Source organism: Pseudomonas sp. 18175, assembly GCF_050432925.1.
Lineage (GTDB): Bacteria > Pseudomonadota > Gammaproteobacteria > Pseudomonadales > Pseudomonadaceae > Aquipseudomonas.
In genome coordinates this window covers 119,290-136,290 of record NZ_JBKFTO010000008.1, presented here as the reverse complement: position 1 = coordinate 136,290, position 17,001 = coordinate 119,290, and the positions used below count along the sequence as shown (strand labels likewise).

The following is a 17,001-nucleotide window of genomic DNA, read 5'->3' as shown; positions in this document are numbered from 1 at the left end:
TTTTTCTAATGGGGTGGAGGTTTGGTGTCGTCTGGCGCCAAGGCCCGACCCACCTTTCTCTCTAGGTGGCGCATTATATATAGACCACTGCTAGCGTCCAATACAAACGTTTGTTTGAATTGCCCGCAGGCTAGGTAAATCAAAGCAACGCGGCTTATGACTGGCTATTTTGCCGTATTGACCAGAATAGGTGTTCCGGTCAATATACGGTCGGTTTTGCGCTTACCGTAGGCAGACAGCAGGTTTCAAGAGCACGTCCAAAAGCAAGACAGGTGACGCGCGCCCAAACCAGGGCGCGCAGTTTACACGCTGCGATAAAGAATGACCTCTCAGTCACCACTGACGAACGGTCATCATTTCCCGTGAGCAAGGTCGCTGCCTGCGTTTTTGGAGGTGCCCTTGTGTGCCGATGAGCATCAACCGCCAGGTTCGCCTAGGCGACTTTCTTTTCACCGGAGAGTAACGAGGAATCCATGAAGGTTCTTGTAGCTGTCAAACGCGTTGTCGATTACAACGTGAAAGTTCGCGTCAAGGCGGACAATTCCGGCGTCGACCTTGCTAACGTCAAGATGTCGATGAACCCTTTCTGCGAAATCGCTGTGGAAGAAGCCGTACGCCTGAAAGAGAAAGGCGTGGCGACTGAAATCGTCGTGGTTTCCATCGGTCCTACCACTGCCCAAGAGCAGCTGCGTACCGCCCTGGCATTGGGTGCCGACCGCGCCATCCTGGTCGAGTCCGCCGAAGACCTGACCTCCCTGGCCGTGGCCAAGCTGCTCAAGGCCGTTGTTGACAAGGAACAGCCTCAGTTGGTGATCCTCGGCAAACAAGCCATCGACAGCGACAACAACCAGACCGGCCAGATGCTGGCTGCACTGACCGGTTACGGCCAGGGCACCTTCGCTTCCAAGGTTGAAGTGAGCGGCGACAGCGTGGCTGTGACCCGTGAAATCGACGGCGGCGCCCAGACCGTTTCCCTGAAACTGCCGGCCATCGTCACCACCGACCTGCGTTTGAACGAGCCGCGCTACGCGTCCCTGCCAAACATCATGAAAGCCAAGAAGAAGCCGCTTGAGTCGGTCACTCCAGAAGCTTTGGGCGTTTCCACCGCCTCCACCAACAAGACGGTAAAAGTTGAAGCACCGGCTGCACGCAGCGCGGGCATCAAGGTCAAGTCGGTGGCTGAACTGGTCGAGAAACTGAAAAACGAAGCGAAGGTAATCTAACCATGACTATCTTGGTAATCGCAGAACACGATAACAAGGCGCTGGCCCCGGCCACCCTGAACACCGTGGCCGCTGCCGCTAAAATCGGTGGCGACATCCACGTACTGGTCGCAGGCCAGGGCGCAGCCGCAGTGGCTGAAGCCGCCGCGAAAATCGCTGGCGTGAGCAAGGTACTGCTGGCCGACAACGCCGCGTACGCTCACCAGCTGCCGGAAAACGTCGCTCCTCTGATTGCAGAGCTCGGCGCTGGCTACAGCCATATCCTGGCTGCCGCTACCTCCAACGGCAAAAACATCCTGCCACGCGTTGCCGCGCAGCTGGACGTTGACCAGATCTCCGAGATCGTTTCGGTTGAAAGCGCCGACACCTTCAAGCGCCCGATCTACGCCGGTAACGCCATTGCCACCGTGCAATCGACTGCTTCGGTAAAAGTCATCACCGTGCGTGCCACCGGTTTCGACCCGGTTGCCGCTGAAGGTGGTTCGGCTGCCGTTGAAGCCGTTGCTGCTGCCCACAACGCTGGCACCTCCAGCTTTGTTGGCGAAGAGCTGGCCAAGTCGGATCGCCCTGAGCTGACCGCTGCCAAGATCGTCGTTTCCGGCGGCCGTGGCATGCAGAACGGTGACAACTTCAAACACCTGTACGCCCTGGCCGACAAGCTGGGCGCTGCGGTGGGCGCTTCTCGCGCAGCCGTTGACGCAGGTTTCGTACCCAACGACATGCAGGTCGGCCAGACCGGTAAAATCGTTGCGCCACAGCTGTACATCGCCGTCGGTATCTCCGGCGCGATCCAGCACTTGGCCGGTATGAAAGACTCCAAAGTGATCGTTGCGATCAACAAGGACGAAGAAGCACCGATCTTCCAGGTGGCTGATTACGGCCTGGTGGCGGACTTGTTCGAAGCCGTCCCCGAGTTGGAGAAGCTGGTCTAATCCAGCCGCTTCACTTATAAAGAGCCCGGTCCTTGTGACCGGGTTTTTTTTGAGCCCACTTTTTAAAAAACGGAGAGCTTCCTCATGGAATTGCGCCGCTGGACCGTACTGCTGGGCCTCACGCTGCTGCCAGGCCTGGCGCTGGCTGCCGGCAAATGCGAGCGCCTGGTGATCACAGGCAGCCCGGACGCACCGCCCATGCTCTGGCGCGACCCGCAAGATCCCACGCGCCTGATCGGCGCCAGTGCTGATGTGTTGCAACAAGTGGGCAAGGACCTCGGCCTGAAAATCGACCTGCTCTACGGCGGCAAGCGCTCCCTGGCCCTGGACGAAGTGCGTAGCGGGCGCATGGACATCCTCGCCGATGCACCGCTGAATCTGGGCGAGCTGGAAACCCTGGATTACATTCACCCTGCGTTGGTACAGCTCGATTACCTGGTGTGGACGCGCAAGGATTCAACCCTGGCCTATTCCACGGCCGCCGACCTGCATGGCCACAAGGGGGCAGTGTCTGAGCGCGCACGCTTGAGTGCCGACTTTGAAACCTTCGCCACCCAGCAACTCACCTTGCAGCGCCTGCCGAACCTCACCCCGGCGTTCCAGAAATTGTTGTTGGGTGAAGTGGACTACGTGCTCGCCGGGCGTTATTCCGGCATGGCCATGGCCCAGACGCTGGGGATGAGCAACGACCTGGTCGCCCGCGAAGTACCTGTCGATCAGCCCGGCCTGTACCTGGCCATTTCCCACAACTCCGCCTGCAATGATCCGTGGCTGCGCGGACAGCTCGCCAAAAAGATGACAGAATTGTCCGCCTCCGGTGTGGCACAAGCCGCGTTGCAGAGCAATCTGGAACGCTGGAAAGCGCAATTGCAGCAACCCGTTGGCACCCCAGCAAAGTAAGGATTTTCAGTGATTATTCGACCTCTTTTCGCGGCCCTCGCCGTTGTCGCTCTGGCCGGATGTGCCACCGATCCTGCGCCGAATGAACAAATGCGCCTCACCCAGCAAGCCTTGGAACAAGCCAGTGCCGTAGGCGCCAACGCGGATGAATCGCCAGAATTGAAACTGGCCGAAACCAAATTTGCCCGCGCCCAGGGCAGCATGGCCGACGAGTCCTACAAGAACGCGCGCATGCGCGCCGAGCAAGCCGAACTGGATGCGCGCCTGGCCGAGGCCAAAGTACTGACCCGCAAGAGCCAGGAGCAGTTGAACGTGCTTAACACCCGTATCACGCGCCTGCGCAAGCAATTGCAGTTGGGGGAAGCCCAATGAGCCCGCTGATCCGTGGTTTGAGCTGTGCGCTGCTGTTGGGTTCTGCCGTGCTGGGCGGTTGCGCCAGTCATCCTGACAGCGAAGTGGCGTTGCAACAGGCTGGCAATGACTTCCAGAAGGTCAAGGAAGACGCCAACGTGCTGCGTTTTGCACCCAAGGACGTGATCCGCGCCGGTGAATCGCTGGCTCGCGCCGACCGCCTGTCTACGTACTGGGGCAGCGGCGCCGATGTGGCGCATTACGCTTACCTGAGCCAGCGCTACAGCGCCATCGCCCGTGAACACACCGAGCAGGCACTGAATGCCGAACGCGGCACCAAGCTCGAACTGGAGCGCCAGCGCCTGCAACTGGCCTTGCGTGAAAACAAGCTGGTCAGCGTGCAGCAACAGGGCAAATGGCTCGAAGAACAGATCGCCAGCCTGGCCACCACCCAGACGGATCGTGGCCTGGTGATGACCTTGGGTGACGTGCTGTTCGACACAGGGGAAGCAGAGCTGAAAAACTCGGCCAACCGTACCGTGCTGAAAATTGTGCAGTTCCTGCAACTGAACCCCAAGCGCATCGTGCGTATCGAGGGTTATGCCGACAACACTGGCGGTGAGCAGGAAAACCTCAAACTGTCCCGTGACCGTGCGCAGTCGGTGGCCGATGTATTGGTAGACCTGGGCATCGATGAGAAACGCATCCAGGTCGAAGGCTATGGCGACCAGTACCCGGTGGAGGCCAATGCTTCCGAGCGGGGCAGGGCGCAGAACCGTCGGGTGGAGATTGTGTTTTCTGACGAAAAAGGTCAGCTAGGCGCTGCTCGGTAGGCGTCTGGCACAGATAAAACTGTGGGAGCGAGCAAGCCCGCTCCCACAGTTGTTTGGTGTACATCCTCACAGTTTTTACTGTCACTCCCGCCCGCGCTCGACTATTGTGTGAACTGTCCCCGTACACTTCTAAACTGTGCCGGTATGTTTCACACAAAAATAAAATACCCGTGAAATCGAGTGCTGCGTCATGACCAATCTGTTGCTTTACCAACGTATCGCCCAGCAACTGGCTGAGGATATCCGGCGCGGTGTCTATCAACCGGGGGAGCGTGTGCCTTCGGTGCGCAAGATGAGTTCCCAGCTCAATGTGAGCCATGCCACGGTATTGCAGGCCTACGCCAACCTGGAAGACCAGGGGCTGATCCGCGCACGGCCGCAGTCCGGCTACTACGTGCACCAGACGCCGGCACTCACGGCGCCAACGCCAGATATTGCGCGGGTCGAGCGCCCCGGGTTGGTCACCCGCAGCAGCATCATCCAGCAGGTCTTGGTCGAATCGCGCCGCGAAGGCGTGTTCCCGTTGGGCGCGGCCGTGCCGAGCGTGGACTACTTGCCGGTGCGCGCTTTGCACCAGCAATTGGCCAAGGTCACGCGCTTTCAGAGCCCGCGGGCGTTCAGTTACATGTTCAGCCCCGGTTTCGAGCCGCTGCGCCGCCAAGTGGCGATCCGCATGCGCGATGCGGGCGTGGTGGTGGACCCTTCCGAAGTGGTGATCACCCACGGTTGTGTTGACGCCTTGCAGATGTCGTTGCGGGTACTCACCCGTCCCGGCGACCTGATCGCCGCCGAATCACCGACCTACTACGGTTTGCTGCAATTGGCGGACTTGCTTGGCCTCAAAGTCATCGAGATCCCCAGCGACCCCGCGTCCGGCATGAGCCTGGAAGCCCTGCAACTGGCGGCCAACCAGTGGTCGATCAAGGCCCTGGTGTTGACCACGCGCCTGAGCAACCCCCTGGGCGGCACCATGCCCGAAGAGCGGCAAAAACAGTTGCTGCGCCTGGCCTCGGATTTCGATATCCAGATCGTCGAGGACGATATCTACGGCGAACTCATGTTTGAAGTCGGCCGCACCAAAGCCCTCAAGGCCTACGATCGCCTGGACCGGGTCATCTATTGCTCCAGTTTCTCCAAGACGTTGTCCCCCGGCGTGCGCATCGGTTGGATGATCGCCGGCAAGTACCAGCAGGAGATCCAGCGCCTGCAGATGTTCAGCACCCATTCGGCGTGCAGCGTGACCCAGATGGGCGTCGCGGCGTACCTGGAGAACGGCGGCTACGACCGACACCTGCGCTACATCCGCCAGGAGTATCGCAAGAACCTCAACGCGTTCCAGTTGGCGGTGCAGCAATATTTCCCCGAAGGCACCCAGATGACCCGCCCCAGTGGTGGCTTCATCTTGTGGGTCAGTTTGCCGGGGCGGGTCAATACCCAGGAACTGCACGTACGCGCGCTGCAACAGGGCATCAGCATTGCGCCAGGGTTGATTTTCAGTAACACCGAGCAGTTCAACCACTGCATCCGCCTCAACTGCGGCACGCCGTGGAACCGCGAGGCAGAGCGGGCGCTGATGACGCTGGGGATGCTGGCCAGCCAGTTGTGCCAGGAAACCGCAGCGGGTTTTTGAGCCCGGGAATGGGGACAAGTCCGATAGCTGGCTAATCACCACGCTTGTCATGCCGCGCACAACAAGCGAGCATATGGCCCTCTGCCGTTAATGCTGTTGGCGATATGACCTCTATTTTTCGCGCTGTCTTGGTGATTGGCCTGTTAAGCCTGTGTAACGTCAGCACCGTGCTGGCTGCATCGCCTGTGACGCGGGACAAGCAGGCGGCCAGCACCCAGCCCACCACATCCGCAAAAAAAGCCCCTGCAGCGAAGAAAAAAGCCACTCCGGTGAAAAAACGCACGCGGGCAGCCACCAAGTCGTCCAATGAGGTGGCACAAACCAAACTGCCACCGGCACAGTTGGACCTGTCCCTGCCGTCCGACATGGTCAGGCACTTGCAACCCCTTGGCACCGTACCCAAGCCCAAAAGCGTGCCCTTGCTGCCGCCGATGTTTGGCGAAAAGCCCGCAGACAACAGTGCGTTCCAGATCAACGGCCGCTTGCTCAGCAATGAGATGAAACTGCAACTGCGCAATGAAGAACGGCGTGATGTGGAAGGCGCAGCGCTGGAATTCGAGTTCAAACAGTAAACTTTTCCCACAAACGTGACGTCGCGTTCTGACCACGTGTCGGAGACTGGTCGGTCACGTTTGTTTTCTGCGAAAAACCCCTGTTAGACCATTTTAAAACGGCTGTTTAAGGGCGTACTCTAGCCCGGCCATCCACATTGAGTCGTCGAGGACCTGCTGGTCATGAATTGCCGTGAAGGCTGTGGCGCCTGCTGCATCGCCCCCTCCATCAGTTCGCCCCTACCGGGAATGCCCCATGGCAAACCCGCAGGCGAACGCTGCCTGCACCTGTCGGTCGAACAGCTGTGCCTGCTGTTCGGGCAGCCGGAGCGACCGGCGGTGTGCAGTGATTTCAAGGCAGATATCGAGGTCTGCGGCACCGACCAGGCCGATGCTATCCGCTTGATCGGCTGGTGGGAGCAGATGACGGCGGCTTGATGGGCTTTACTATCGGAACTTCAACAATAAGGAATACAACAATGGGTTCGCTGAAACGAATGGCTGTGTTGTGCGGTTTTACAGTGTTGTTTGCTGCCACTGCCCAGGCTGAGGATTGGCAGGTCGCCAAGGATGAAGACGGGATCAAGGTCTCCTTGAGCGAAGTGGCCGGCTCCAAGTACAAGGCGTATCGCGGCGTCACCACGATCAAGGCGCCTGTAGCCAAGATCCAGGCCTTGCAAGAAGACGTGGCCGGTGCCTGCGTCTGGATTCATGAATGCAAATCGCAAAAACTCATCGACAAAAAGGGCGATGAGGCGTGGACGTATACCCAGTTCAAGGCGCCGTTCCCGGTGACGGATCGTGACTCTTATATCCATGTCACCACCACCAAAAATGCCGACGGCAGCGTCACCCGCACCTTGCAGGGTGTGCCGACCTACAAACCTGAAGAAAAAGGCTACGTCCGGGTTGCCCAGGTCGAAGGCTCCTGGAAACTGGTACCCAAGGGCGACAACCTCACCGAAGTCACTTACCAAGTGCACACCGAGCCAGGCGGCAGCGTGCCATCGTGGTTGGCCAACAAGTTCGTGGTGGACGCACCGTTCAACACCTTGAAAGCCCTCAAGGAACACGCTGAGAAGTAAACGCAGCTGATCCGGTGCCTCCGGCCTTGAGTGGAACGTTTGGCGAACCCTCAAGGTCCAGATAGAGGTAAGCCCACACATGGGTTTTATCGAGGAGGCACCGATGCCAAAGTGGAATGTTTCTTTCATAAATGATCGTGGTGAGCCGGAAGTCGAGCAATTCGACTTGGAGCACGAACCCACGTTGGAAGAGGCCGCACAGTTGGTGCGTACACGCGTATCTCCGGTTTTGGCGAATCTGGATATCATCGATCTGCCTGATCGGGTTCCTAATCCCGCAGAAAAAAGCCTGAACGACCAGAACAGTATCAAAGGTCTCAAGGTTGAACCCGCCGCCTGAACATTCCCTGTCTGCCTGTAATGCGCCGCTGGTGGAGGTGAAAGCTTCGCGCTACTCTGCAATCGAGATCAGCGAATGAATCGCTAAGGTCTGGTCTTGTCAGCTACATGCTTGTTTTCCTGCGGTGACGCTATTGCCGTGGTACCCACGCCGGTCAGGCGTGGGCTTCAGGAAGCACGGAAAGTCTATCCATCGGTTAGAGGAGCACTTTTCATGAGCACAGCCTATCAAGAAGACATCAGCACCAACGTTCTGCGCCGCATGAAAGAAGGCGGCTTCGACTTCTCACGTTTTCACCCCATCGAGTTCTACGCCATTTTCCCGGATGAGGAACGGGCGCGCAGGGCTGCGGGTGAGTTTCGCGGGGAATCCCTGAATGCCCAGGTGAGTGCGCGGGACGACGGCGCCTGGTACCTGGAACTGAGCAAGATCATGTTCGCCACCTACGACGGCATAGGAGACTTCGAGCAAGACTTTGAGGCGGTGGTCGAGCCGCTGGGCGGGATCATCGAGGGGTGGGGCGTCAAGCAGGAGGTGCGTGGTTTACCCATGTAGCGCAAATGAGAAACACCGTATATCGGCTGGCCTTCGGGTCGGCCGTTTTTGTTTGTGCCGTGGGAAAAGTATTCGGAACTTGCGCGCCACTTTTATGCACCAAAAAAAAAGCCACCGACGAGGGTGGCCTAAAGGGAAGAGCGTAGCGCTGAAGGAGCAGTTCAGCTGATGGGGGCGATTATCCGCAGGCTGGGCCGGGCAGTGAAATCAACTCTGGCTATGCTGTTGATAGTCAAAGCCCGCATTACGATGACGCGCGTGACAGGTCGGCGGGCATTCTGCGCACCAGGACGGTGCGGTCAGATCCTCGTTTTTATTCAACTCACTGATTCTTAAGTGTTTATGCCGCTGGCACGGGCCTTGCGATGGTTCTTGCGTCCGGGTGACAAGGAGTTCGGCATGATCCGCACTTATTACGATGAAATGTACGATGGGGCAGGGCAGGTCCGCCCCCATTACCGCGAGTTCGCCCGCTGGTTGGCCGAAACCCCAGTCGAGTTACTGGCCCAGCGCCGGCGTGAAGCCGATTTGCTGTTTCACCGCGCCGGGATCACCTTCACGTTGTATGGCGACGACCAAGGCACCGAGCGCCTGATTCCCTTCGACACCATCCCGCGCAGTATTCCGGCCAGCGAGTGGCGGATCGTGGAGCGTGGCTGCATTCAACGGGTCAAGGCGCTGAATATGTTTCTCGCCGACCTCTACCACGAACAACGCATCATCAAGGCCGGGATCATTCCCGCCGAACAGGTGCTGGCCAACGAGCAATATCAGTTGGCAATGCAGGGCCTGGACCTGCACCGTGACCTGTATTCCCACATCTCCGGGGTCGATCTCGTACGCGATGGCGACGGCACCTACTACGTGCTGGAAGACAACCTGCGTACACCGAGCGGCGTCAGCTACATGCTCGAAGACCGCAAGATGATGATGCGCCTGTTCCCTGAACTGTTCGCCGCCCAGCGCATCGCACCGATCGACCACTACCCCAACCTGTTGCTCGACACCCTCAAAAGCTCCAGCCCGCTGGATAACCCCAGCGTGGTGGTGCTGACCCCTGGCCGCTTCAACAGTGCGTTCTTCGAGCATGCGTTCCTGGCCCGGGAGATGGGCGTGGAGTTAGTGGAAGGTGCCGACCTGTTCGTGCGCGACGACCGCGTATTCATGCGCACCACCGACGGCCCCAAAGCGGTGGATGTGATCTACCGACGGCTGGATGACGCCTTCCTCGATCCGCTGGCGTTCAACCCCGACTCCATGCTCGGCGTGCCCGGCCTGCTCGCAGCCTATCGCTGCGGCAACGTCGTATTGGCCAACGCCATCGGCACTGGGGTGGCGGATGACAAGTCGGTGTACCCCTTCGTCACCGAGATGATCCGTTTTTACCTGGATGAAGAGCCGATCCTGAAGAACGTTCCTACCTTCCAATGCCGTAAGCCCGACGAACTGTCCCACGTCCTGGCCAACCTGCCAGACCTGGTAGTGAAGGAAACCCAGGGCTCCGGCGGCTACGGCATGTTGGTGGGCCCGGCGTCCACGGCGGCCGAGATCGAAGCTTTCCGTGCACGTATCAAGGCCAAGCCCCACGCCTATATCGCCCAGCCGACCCTGTGTTTGTCCACCTGCCCGACCTTTGTCGAAAACGGCATCGCGCCACGCCATATCGACCTGCGCCCGTTCGTGTTGTCCGGCAAGGAAACCCGCGTCGTACCTGGCGGCTTGACCCGCGTGGCGCTGCGCGAGGGCTCGTTGGTGGTCAACTCGTCCCAGGGCGGCGGCACCAAAGACACCTGGGTGGTAGAGGACTGAATGCCATGTTGAGTAGAACTGCCTCGGATTTGTATTGGATGTCGCGCTATTTGGAACGCGCGGAAAACCTCGCGCGCATGCTCGACGTCAGCTATTCGCTGTCGCTGATGCCCCAGGATGGGCACGGCGATGGCCTGCATGAACTGGCCATGCCGCTGCTGATCACCGGCACCCTGGATGATTACCACGAGCGCCATGGCGAACTGCACGCCGAACGCCTGCTGCACTTCTTCGCCCTGGACGCCGCCAACCCGGCCAGCATCTACAGTTGCCTCGGTGCTGCGCGGGCCAGCGCCCATGCGGTACGTGGGCGGATTACCGCCGACATGTGGGAAAACATCAACGCTACCTGGCTGGATATTCGTGATATCGCCCAGCAGGGCCTGAGCCGCTACGGCATGAGCCGGTTTTGTGAGTGGGTCAAGGAGCGTTCGCACCTGTTTCGCGGCGCCACCTACGGCACCATCATGCGCAACGATGCGTTCCGTTTCATTCGCCTGGGCACGTTTATCGAACGCGCCGACAACACCCTGCGCCTGCTGGACGCCCGCTATGAAATGGCCGGCGACCGTGCCGAAGCCGTCACCGATGGCACGGCCCACGCCTACTATCAGTGGAGCGCCTTGCTGCGGGCACTGTCGTCGTTCGAGGCCTACACCGAGATCTACCGCGATGCACCGGGCGCCCGGCAAGTCGCCGAATTACTGCTGTTGCGCGCCGATGTGCCGCGTTCACTGCGGGCCTGCAGCGAAGAGATCGACCAGATTCTCGCCAGCCTGCCCGGCCTTAACGGCCGCCCGGCCCAACGCCTGGCCGCCGAGATGGATGCGCGCCTGCGCTTTACTGCGATCGACGAAATCCTTGAGGAAGGCCTGCACGCCTGGCTGACCGACTTCATCCCCTTGGTGCGCCAGTTGGGCGACGCCATCTACAGTTCCTACCTGGAGGCCGCATGAGACTCTCCATCAGCCACGAAACCACCTACCACTACGACGACCAGGTGCGCGCCAGCATCCAGTACCTGCGCCTCACGCCTCACGACAGCGAGCGCCAGCATGTCCTGAGCTGGCAACTCGACCTGCCACGCCCGGTGCGCGCCCAGGTGGACCCGTTTGGCAATATCCTGCATGTGCTGACCCTGGACGAACCCCATGACGCCATCATCATCGGTGCCCGTGGCCAGGTGGATATTGACGAGTTGCGCGAGGCCGAGCACGAAAGCCAATCGGCGTTTCCGTTCTTGCGCAGCACGCGTTTGACTGAACCGGATGACGCCCTGCGTGGGTTTGCTGAGCAACATTGCCATCAACGTCGCGACCGCACGGCGTTGATCGACCTGATGCACGCCCTCAACCAAGCGATGATCTACACCCCGGGCGCCACCGAAGTCGACACCAGCGCCGCCGAGGCCTTCGCTGGCCGTGCGGGTGTGTGCCAGGACCACACCCACGCATTCCTGGCCTGCGCCCGCAGCCTGGGGATTCCGGCGCGTTATGTGTCAGGGTATTTGTACAGCGAAGACAGCGCACACCTGGCCAGCCACGCCTGGGCCGAAGCCTGGCTGGATGACGCCTGGTACAGCTTTGACGTGACCAACCAGCTGGCACGGCCGGAGCGGCATTTGAAGCTGGCGGTAGGCTTGGATTACCTCGACGCCTGCCCGGTACGCGGCATGCGCCGTGGCGGCGGGCACGAGCAGATGCATGCCAAGGTGTTTGTGGCGCCGACGCCGGTGATTTCCGTGCAGCAGCAATAATCCCCAAAACGCAGCAGATCCCCTGTGGGAGCGGGCTTGCTCGCGAAGGCGGTGTGTCAGTCCCCCGATTCATATCTGACCCCCCGCCTTCGCGAGCAAGCCCGCCCCACAGTCGATTTGCTGCGGGCTCAAGGCTGTTGTTTACGCCCCGTCATATGCCGCAAATACCCCACCAACAAATCCAGCTCATTGTCTGGCAACACACCGGCAGCAAATGCCGGCATCTTCGCCTGCGGCCAGTGCCGCAGACTCTGAGGATCACGGATATACCGCTTGAGGAAATCCCCGCCGAAATACTCAGTGGGGTTGTAGGGAATATTCAGGTCCGGCCCCACCTGCGCATCCCCGGCGCCATTGAGCCTGTGGCAAGCCAGGCAGTTCTTCTGGAACAACGCAAAACCCTGGTTCACCGGATCATTGGCCGCCAGCTTCGGGTCGGGCAACAGCGCGGGAAAGCGCTCGGCCACGGTCTTCAATTGCTTGATCCCCGAGATCTGGAAGGGCCACTGTTCCGGGCTGATATGCCCGGCCTGCGGGTCGGTCCATACCAGGTAAAACGGCCCGGCGCCGGGCTTGCCATCCGCCAACGCAGGCCATGGGTGCGTCGGGTCTTCCACCGCCAGCCAGGCGCGGGCGCCGGTTTTTTCCAACAAAGGTGCAGCCGTGAGTTCGGCAGCAAACCCATCCAGGGCAACAGCTTGCAGATGACTCTCTGGCTTAAGCCCCTGTAGGAGCACTGCCAACGGTACGGCGCGATAAGTCATGCTGCGCTTGTAGGACACGTCGTCAACAATCTGCACTGTTTGCGCATCCGGGTGTTTGAGCAGATCAAAGGTCTGCCAGGTCTTGCTGGTGTGGTCCAGCTCGATGGTCAGTTGCGCCGCCGAGGCAGGCAGGGTGATCAGCAAGGCGAGGAGGGCGAGGATCGATTTCAAGGGCGGGCCCGATGCAAAGTGGCGATGGGGCTCACGATACCGGAAATTTGCACGCAAAAAGGCAGCCCCTGCAGGACCGCTATGCGCAATGTCCCGGCAGGTGCTGCCAAAAACTGCAATTCTGGTGCTGTGTGTGCACGGATTGTGAGGGGTAAAGGGTCACCCAATAACCTTGGTTAAATTGGGCAAGATCAGAATCAGTGTGGTGGCGAACAGAATAAGTCCCGCCTGACGTACTTTCGTGTGTTTGAACATGGCTGACTGCCTTTTGTTGTTATTCCTGAGCGTCAAATGCGTGCCGGTCAATTTCAGTATCGCGGTGTGACGTGACATTTTTCTTACGGCTACTCCAGCAAAACCCGGCAGCAGCTTCCTACTGATTCAACCTTAGAGCCCTCGTTCTGCGTGGCTTAGATCCATTTCATATCAAGTAATCAGTATTCGCGCTAAAAACGGCATGAGGCCTAACGCCATCTTGGCGCCAGACCCTTGGCTAGACAGCTAAAACGATTAATCCGTCGGCAGCGTGGAGTGCCTACCGTTCGTCCGAGCGAGGGGGTCAAAAGCAATGAGCGCATCCGTCATTGAAACCGTGTCAATCGGGCCTAAGGTAGGGGCACACCTGCACTGCGGTTCGAGGACGTCATGACCCAAGCTTTGATCTTTGATGCGATACGCACGCCCCGTGGCAAAGGCAAGGCTGACGGTGCCTTGCACAGCGTCAAACCGGTCAACCTGGTGGCCGGTTTACTCACGGCGCTGGCGCGGCGTAGCGATTTGGATACCCAGCAGGTCGATGACGTCGTCCTCGGCTGCGTCACGCCCATAGGCGACCAAGGCGCCGACATCGCCAAGACTGCCGCGTTGGTGGCGGACTGGGACATCAGCGTTGCCGGCGTACAAATCAACCGCTTCTGCGCCTCGGGCCTGGAGGCGGTGAACCTGGGCGCTATGAAAGTGCGCTCCGGTTTTGAAGACCTGGTGGTGGTCGGGGGCGTTGAGTCCATGTCCCGCGTGCCCATGGGCAGTGATGGCGGCGCCTGGGTGCTCGACCCGCAGACCAATCTGCACAGCCACTTCACGCCTCAGGGTATTGGTGCGGACTTGATCGCCACCCTGGAAGGCTTCACCCGCGAGGACGTCGACGCCTTCGCCCTACATTCCCAGCAGAAAGCCGCCAGAGCCCGTACAGACGGTTCCTTCAACAAATCGCTGATCGCGGTGCAGGACCAGAACGGCATCGTGCTGCTGGACCACGACGAGTTCATCCGCGCTGACTCCACCCTGGAGGGCCTGGGCAAGCTCAAGCCGAGCTTTGAAATGATGGGGCAGATGGGCTTCGACGCGACCGCGTTGCGGGTCTACAGCCATGTGGAGCGTATCCACCATGTGCACACGCCGGGCAATAGCTCCGGGATCGTCGACGGTGCGGCGCTGATGTTGATCGGTTCCGAGGCCAAAGGGCGCGAGCTGGGCTTGCAACCGCGGGCACGCATTGTTGCCACCGCGGTGACCAGCACCGACCCGACCATTATGCTCACCGGCCCCGCACCCGCTACGCGCAAGGCCTTGGTCAAGGCTGGCCTGCGGGTCGAGGACATCGACCTGTTTGAAGTCAACGAAGCGTTTGCCTCGGTGGTACTCAAGTTCATCAAGGACATGGGCATCGACGCCGGGCGAGTCAACGTCAACGGCGGCTCCATCGCCATGGGCCACCCGCTAGGCGCCACCGGTTGCGCGATTCTCGGCACCCTGCTCGATGAACTGGAGGCGCGCCAACAGCGCTACGGCCTGGCCACCCTGTGTGTGGGCGGTGGGATGGGTATCGCCACGATCATTGAACGCCTCTGAGCCCAAGGAATTTGTCATGACCCAAGCCATTCGTTACGAAAAAGGCCAGGACCAGATCGTGGTGCTGACCCTCGACATGCCCGGCCAAAGTGCCAACACCATGAACGGCGTGTATCGCGAAGCCATGGCCGCCACGGTGGCGCGCCTGGAAGTGGAAAAGGACCGCATTGCCGGCGTGGTGATCACCTCGGCGAAGAACACGTTTTTTGCCGGCGGCGACCTCAATGAACTGATCAAGGTCGACAAGGCCCAAGCCAAGGATTTCTACGCCAGCGTGTGCGTGTTGAAGGCGCAACTACGCCGCCTGGAAACCCTCGGCAAGCCGGTGGTCGCGGCCATCAATGGTGCCGCGCTGGGCGGCGGTTGGGAGATTTGCCTGGCGTGCCACTACCGGATCGCATTGGACGATAAATCGGTGCAACTGGGCTTGCCGGAAGTGACCCTGGGCCTGTTGCCCGGCGGTGGCGGGGTGGTGCGTATGGTGCGCATGCTGGGGCTGGAAAAGGCCTTGCCGTATTTGCTCGAAGGCAAGAAGGTACGGCCGCAACAGGCATTGCAAGCGGGTTTGATCAACGCGCTGGCGGCGGATCGCGATGAGTTGCTGGCCAAGGCCCGGGCATGGGTCCTGGCTAACCCCGAGGCCAGGCAGCCGTGGGACAACAAGGGCTACCAGATCCCCGGCGGCACGCCGTCCAACCCGAAAGTTGCACAGATGCTCGCCATTGCGCCGTCGATCCTGCGTAGCAAAACCAACGGCTGTTTTCCTGCGCCTGAGAAAATCCTCTGTGCCGCCGTCGAGGGCGCCCAAGTAGACTTTGACACCGCACACCTGATCGAAACCCGTTACTTCACCGAATTGGTGACGGGGCAGGTGGCGAAAAACATGATCGGCACCTTCTGGTTCCAGCTCAATGAGATCAACGCCGGCAGCTCGCGCCCGCAAGGCTTTACGCCCTATGTCACGCGCAAAGTCGGCGTGCTCGGGGCCGGCATGATGGGCGCAGGTATTGCCTATGTCAGCGCCAGTGCAGGCATCGAGGTGGTGCTCAAGGACATCAACCTGGCGGCGGCCGAGAAGGGCAAGGCGCATTCGGCAGCGCTGCTGGACAAGAAGGTCAGCCGTGGGCAATTGACCGCCGAGCTGCGGGAAAACGTCCTGGCGCGGATTCATCCTACGGCCATCGATGCCGACCTGGCCGGCTGCGACCTGGTTATTGAAGCGGTGTTTGAAGACCGAGCGCTTAAGGCCAAGGTCTCTGCTGCCGCTCAACGCGTGGTCGGCGCCGATGTGGTGATCGCCTCCAACACCTCGACCTTGCCCATCAGTGGATTGGCCGAGGCCGTGCCCGATCAAGCCAAGTTCATCGGCCTGCATTTCTTCAGCCCGGTGGACAAGATGCTGCTGGTCGAGATCATCAAGGGCGCCCACACCTCAGACGAAACCCTCGCCCGGGGTTTCGATTTCGTACTGCAAATCAAGAAAACCCCGATTGTGGTCAACGACAGTCGCGGCTTCTTTACCTCGCGGGTGTTCGGCACCTTCACCCACGAAGGCATCGCCATGCTCGGCGAAGGCGTGGCCGCGCCGATGATCGAGACCGAAGCGCGCAAGGCCGGCATGCCGGTGGGGCCGTTGGCGGTGTCGGATGAAGTGTCCCTCAGCCTGATGAGCCATATCCGACAACAAACCGCCAAGGATCTGCAGGCGGAAGGTAAGGCGCTGCCTACCCATCCTGCGACGCAGGTGATCAATCTGTTAGTGAACGAATACACGCGCACGGGCAAGGCGGCGGGCGGTGGCTTCTACGACTATCCCGTAGGTGGGCAGAAACACCTGTGGCCTGAGCTGAAAAACCGTTTTGAACGGCCCGATCAACGGATCTCACCACAGGATGTGCGCGACCGTTTGCTGTTTATCCAGGCCATCGAGACCGTGCGGTGTGTGGAGGAGGGCGTGTTGAGGTCCACCGCGGATGCCAATATCGGTTCTATCTTCGGTATCGGCTTTGCCGCGTGGAGTGGTGGCGCGTTGCAGTTCATCAACCAGTACGGCTTGAACGACTTTATCGCGCGGGCTCGGTATTTGGCTGAGCAGTATGGTGAGCGGTTTGCGCCGCCGTCGTTGTTGCTGGAAAAAGCCGCGCAGGGTGCTAGTTTCTAGCGAATAGGCACACTGGCAGGGCTTGCCTTGGAGGGGTATTTCAAGGCAGGCTCTGGGGTGTGCATTATTCCCATCACCGTGTCAGGTAT

General features: G+C 60.0%; 17 protein-coding genes. 16 read left to right on the top strand and 1 reads right to left on the bottom strand.

The window, feature by feature from the left end:
- Nucleotides 1-473: 473 nt before the first annotated feature.
- The 14 genes from ACLD1Y_RS13275 (at nucleotide 474) to ACLD1Y_RS13210 (ending at nucleotide 11,965) form a co-directional block, all read left to right on the top strand.
- Nucleotides 474-1,223: an electron transfer flavoprotein subunit beta/FixA family protein gene (locus tag ACLD1Y_RS13275; protein WP_017138339.1), complete on the top strand. Its 750-nt coding sequence runs from the start codon at nucleotides 474-476 to the stop codon at nucleotides 1,221-1,223.
- A 2-nt stretch (nucleotides 1,224-1,225) separates the two neighbouring features.
- Complete coding sequence (locus ACLD1Y_RS13270; protein ID WP_429478401.1) at nucleotides 1,226-2,155, top strand: electron transfer flavoprotein subunit alpha/FixB family protein; 930 nt, start codon at nucleotides 1,226-1,228, stop codon at nucleotides 2,153-2,155.
- 84 nt (nucleotides 2,156-2,239) lie between these two features.
- Nucleotides 2,240-3,055 carry a substrate-binding periplasmic protein gene (locus ACLD1Y_RS13265; RefSeq protein WP_429478400.1) on the top strand — a complete coding sequence of 272 codons (816 nt, stop codon included), beginning with the start codon at nucleotides 2,240-2,242 and terminating at the stop codon, nucleotides 3,053-3,055.
- Nucleotides 3,056-3,064: 9 nt separating this feature from the next.
- Nucleotides 3,065-3,427, top strand: a complete 363-nt coding sequence (locus tag ACLD1Y_RS13260) for a DUF4398 domain-containing protein (RefSeq protein WP_429478399.1) — start codon at nucleotides 3,065-3,067, stop codon at nucleotides 3,425-3,427.
- Nucleotides 3,424-4,239 (top strand): OmpA family protein, encoded by an 816-nt coding sequence (locus tag ACLD1Y_RS13255; RefSeq protein WP_429478398.1) that lies wholly within the window; start codon nucleotides 3,424-3,426, stop codon nucleotides 4,237-4,239. The genes ACLD1Y_RS13260 and ACLD1Y_RS13255 overlap by 4 nt, the downstream gene beginning before the upstream one ends.
- Nucleotides 4,240-4,429: 190 nt before the next feature.
- Nucleotides 4,430-5,869: a PLP-dependent aminotransferase family protein gene (locus tag ACLD1Y_RS13250; protein WP_017739249.1), complete on the top strand. Its 1,440-nt coding sequence runs from the start codon at nucleotides 4,430-4,432 to the stop codon at nucleotides 5,867-5,869.
- A gap of 104 nt (nucleotides 5,870-5,973) precedes the next feature.
- Nucleotides 5,974-6,441 (top strand): translation initiation factor 2, encoded by a 468-nt coding sequence (locus ACLD1Y_RS13245; protein ID WP_429478397.1) that lies wholly within the window; start codon nucleotides 5,974-5,976, stop codon nucleotides 6,439-6,441.
- 162 nt (nucleotides 6,442-6,603) lie between these two features.
- Nucleotides 6,604-6,858 carry a YkgJ family cysteine cluster protein gene (locus ACLD1Y_RS13240; protein ID WP_429478396.1) on the top strand — a complete coding sequence of 85 codons (255 nt, stop codon included), beginning with the start codon at nucleotides 6,604-6,606 and terminating at the stop codon, nucleotides 6,856-6,858.
- Nucleotides 6,859-6,899: 41 nt separating this feature from the next.
- Nucleotides 6,900-7,505 (top strand): START domain-containing protein, encoded by a 606-nt coding sequence (locus ACLD1Y_RS13235; RefSeq protein ID WP_429478395.1) that lies wholly within the window; start codon nucleotides 6,900-6,902, stop codon nucleotides 7,503-7,505.
- A gap of 79 nt (nucleotides 7,506-7,584) precedes the next feature.
- The gene (locus tag ACLD1Y_RS13230; RefSeq protein WP_429478394.1) at nucleotides 7,585-7,845 is read left to right on the top strand and encodes a hypothetical protein; all 261 of its coding nucleotides are present in this window, start codon (nucleotides 7,585-7,587) and stop codon (nucleotides 7,843-7,845) included.
- Between the two features lie 213 nt (nucleotides 7,846-8,058).
- On the top strand, nucleotides 8,059-8,400 hold the full coding sequence (locus tag ACLD1Y_RS13225) for a ribonuclease E inhibitor RraB (protein ID WP_015885395.1): 342 nt from the start codon (nucleotides 8,059-8,061) through the stop codon (nucleotides 8,398-8,400).
- Between the two features lie 399 nt (nucleotides 8,401-8,799).
- A complete protein-coding gene (locus ACLD1Y_RS13220) occupies nucleotides 8,800-10,209 on the top strand; it encodes a circularly permuted type 2 ATP-grasp protein (RefSeq protein WP_429478393.1) in 1,410 nt (469 codons plus the stop codon).
- Nucleotides 10,210-10,214: 5 nt separating this feature from the next.
- On the top strand, nucleotides 10,215-11,165 hold the full coding sequence (locus tag ACLD1Y_RS13215) for an alpha-E domain-containing protein (RefSeq protein ID WP_429478392.1): 951 nt from the start codon (nucleotides 10,215-10,217) through the stop codon (nucleotides 11,163-11,165).
- Nucleotides 11,162-11,965, top strand: coding sequence for a transglutaminase family protein (locus tag ACLD1Y_RS13210; protein ID WP_429478391.1), 804 nt, complete (start codon nucleotides 11,162-11,164; stop codon nucleotides 11,963-11,965). The genes ACLD1Y_RS13215 and ACLD1Y_RS13210 overlap by 4 nt, the downstream gene beginning before the upstream one ends.
- A 128-nt stretch (nucleotides 11,966-12,093) precedes the next feature.
- On the opposite strand, the gene ACLD1Y_RS13205 is transcribed toward ACLD1Y_RS13210, so the two are convergent.
- Nucleotides 12,094-12,900 (bottom strand): c-type cytochrome, encoded by an 807-nt coding sequence (locus ACLD1Y_RS13205; RefSeq protein WP_429478390.1) that lies wholly within the window; start codon nucleotides 12,898-12,900, stop codon nucleotides 12,094-12,096.
- Nucleotides 12,901-13,545: 645 nt separating this feature from the next.
- Between ACLD1Y_RS13205 and ACLD1Y_RS13200 the strand changes: the two genes are divergently transcribed.
- Both ACLD1Y_RS13200 and ACLD1Y_RS13195 read left to right on the top strand, forming a co-directional pair.
- Entirely contained in the window at nucleotides 13,546-14,751 is a 1,206-nt protein-coding gene (locus ACLD1Y_RS13200) for an acetyl-CoA C-acetyltransferase (RefSeq protein ID WP_429478389.1), read from the top strand.
- A 16-nt stretch (nucleotides 14,752-14,767) separates the two neighbouring features.
- Nucleotides 14,768-16,912: a 3-hydroxyacyl-CoA dehydrogenase NAD-binding domain-containing protein gene (locus ACLD1Y_RS13195; RefSeq protein WP_429478388.1), complete on the top strand. Its 2,145-nt coding sequence runs from the start codon at nucleotides 14,768-14,770 to the stop codon at nucleotides 16,910-16,912.
- The last annotated feature ends 89 nt before the right edge of the window (nucleotides 16,913-17,001 follow it).

Excerpts from the sequence above, each read along its gene's own strand:
- ACLD1Y_RS13275 (WP_017138339.1), top strand. The coding sequence starts at position 474 with ATGAAGGTTCTTGTAGCTGTCAAACGCGTTGTCGATTACAACGTGAAA.
- ACLD1Y_RS13270 (WP_429478401.1), top strand. The coding sequence starts at position 1,226 with ATGACTATCTTGGTAATCGCAGAACACGATAACAAGGCGCTGGCCCCG.
- ACLD1Y_RS13265 (WP_429478400.1), top strand. The coding sequence starts at position 2,240 with ATGGAATTGCGCCGCTGGACCGTACTGCTGGGCCTCACGCTGCTGCCA.
- ACLD1Y_RS13255 (WP_429478398.1), top strand. The coding sequence starts at position 3,424 with ATGAGCCCGCTGATCCGTGGTTTGAGCTGTGCGCTGCTGTTGGGTTCT.
- ACLD1Y_RS13250 (WP_017739249.1), top strand. The coding sequence starts at position 4,430 with ATGACCAATCTGTTGCTTTACCAACGTATCGCCCAGCAACTGGCTGAG.
- ACLD1Y_RS13245 (WP_429478397.1), top strand. The coding sequence starts at position 5,974 with ATGACCTCTATTTTTCGCGCTGTCTTGGTGATTGGCCTGTTAAGCCTG.
- ACLD1Y_RS13240 (WP_429478396.1), top strand. The coding sequence starts at position 6,604 with ATGAATTGCCGTGAAGGCTGTGGCGCCTGCTGCATCGCCCCCTCCATC.
- ACLD1Y_RS13235 (WP_429478395.1), top strand. The coding sequence starts at position 6,900 with ATGGGTTCGCTGAAACGAATGGCTGTGTTGTGCGGTTTTACAGTGTTG.
- ACLD1Y_RS13230 (WP_429478394.1), top strand. The coding sequence starts at position 7,585 with ATGGGTTTTATCGAGGAGGCACCGATGCCAAAGTGGAATGTTTCTTTC.
- ACLD1Y_RS13225 (WP_015885395.1), top strand. The coding sequence starts at position 8,059 with ATGAGCACAGCCTATCAAGAAGACATCAGCACCAACGTTCTGCGCCGC.
- ACLD1Y_RS13220 (WP_429478393.1), top strand. The coding sequence starts at position 8,800 with ATGATCCGCACTTATTACGATGAAATGTACGATGGGGCAGGGCAGGTC.
- ACLD1Y_RS13215 (WP_429478392.1), top strand. The coding sequence starts at position 10,215 with ATGTTGAGTAGAACTGCCTCGGATTTGTATTGGATGTCGCGCTATTTG.
- ACLD1Y_RS13210 (WP_429478391.1), top strand. The coding sequence starts at position 11,162 with ATGAGACTCTCCATCAGCCACGAAACCACCTACCACTACGACGACCAG.
- ACLD1Y_RS13200 (WP_429478389.1), top strand. The coding sequence starts at position 13,546 with ATGACCCAAGCTTTGATCTTTGATGCGATACGCACGCCCCGTGGCAAA.
- ACLD1Y_RS13195 (WP_429478388.1), top strand. The coding sequence starts at position 14,768 with ATGACCCAAGCCATTCGTTACGAAAAAGGCCAGGACCAGATCGTGGTG.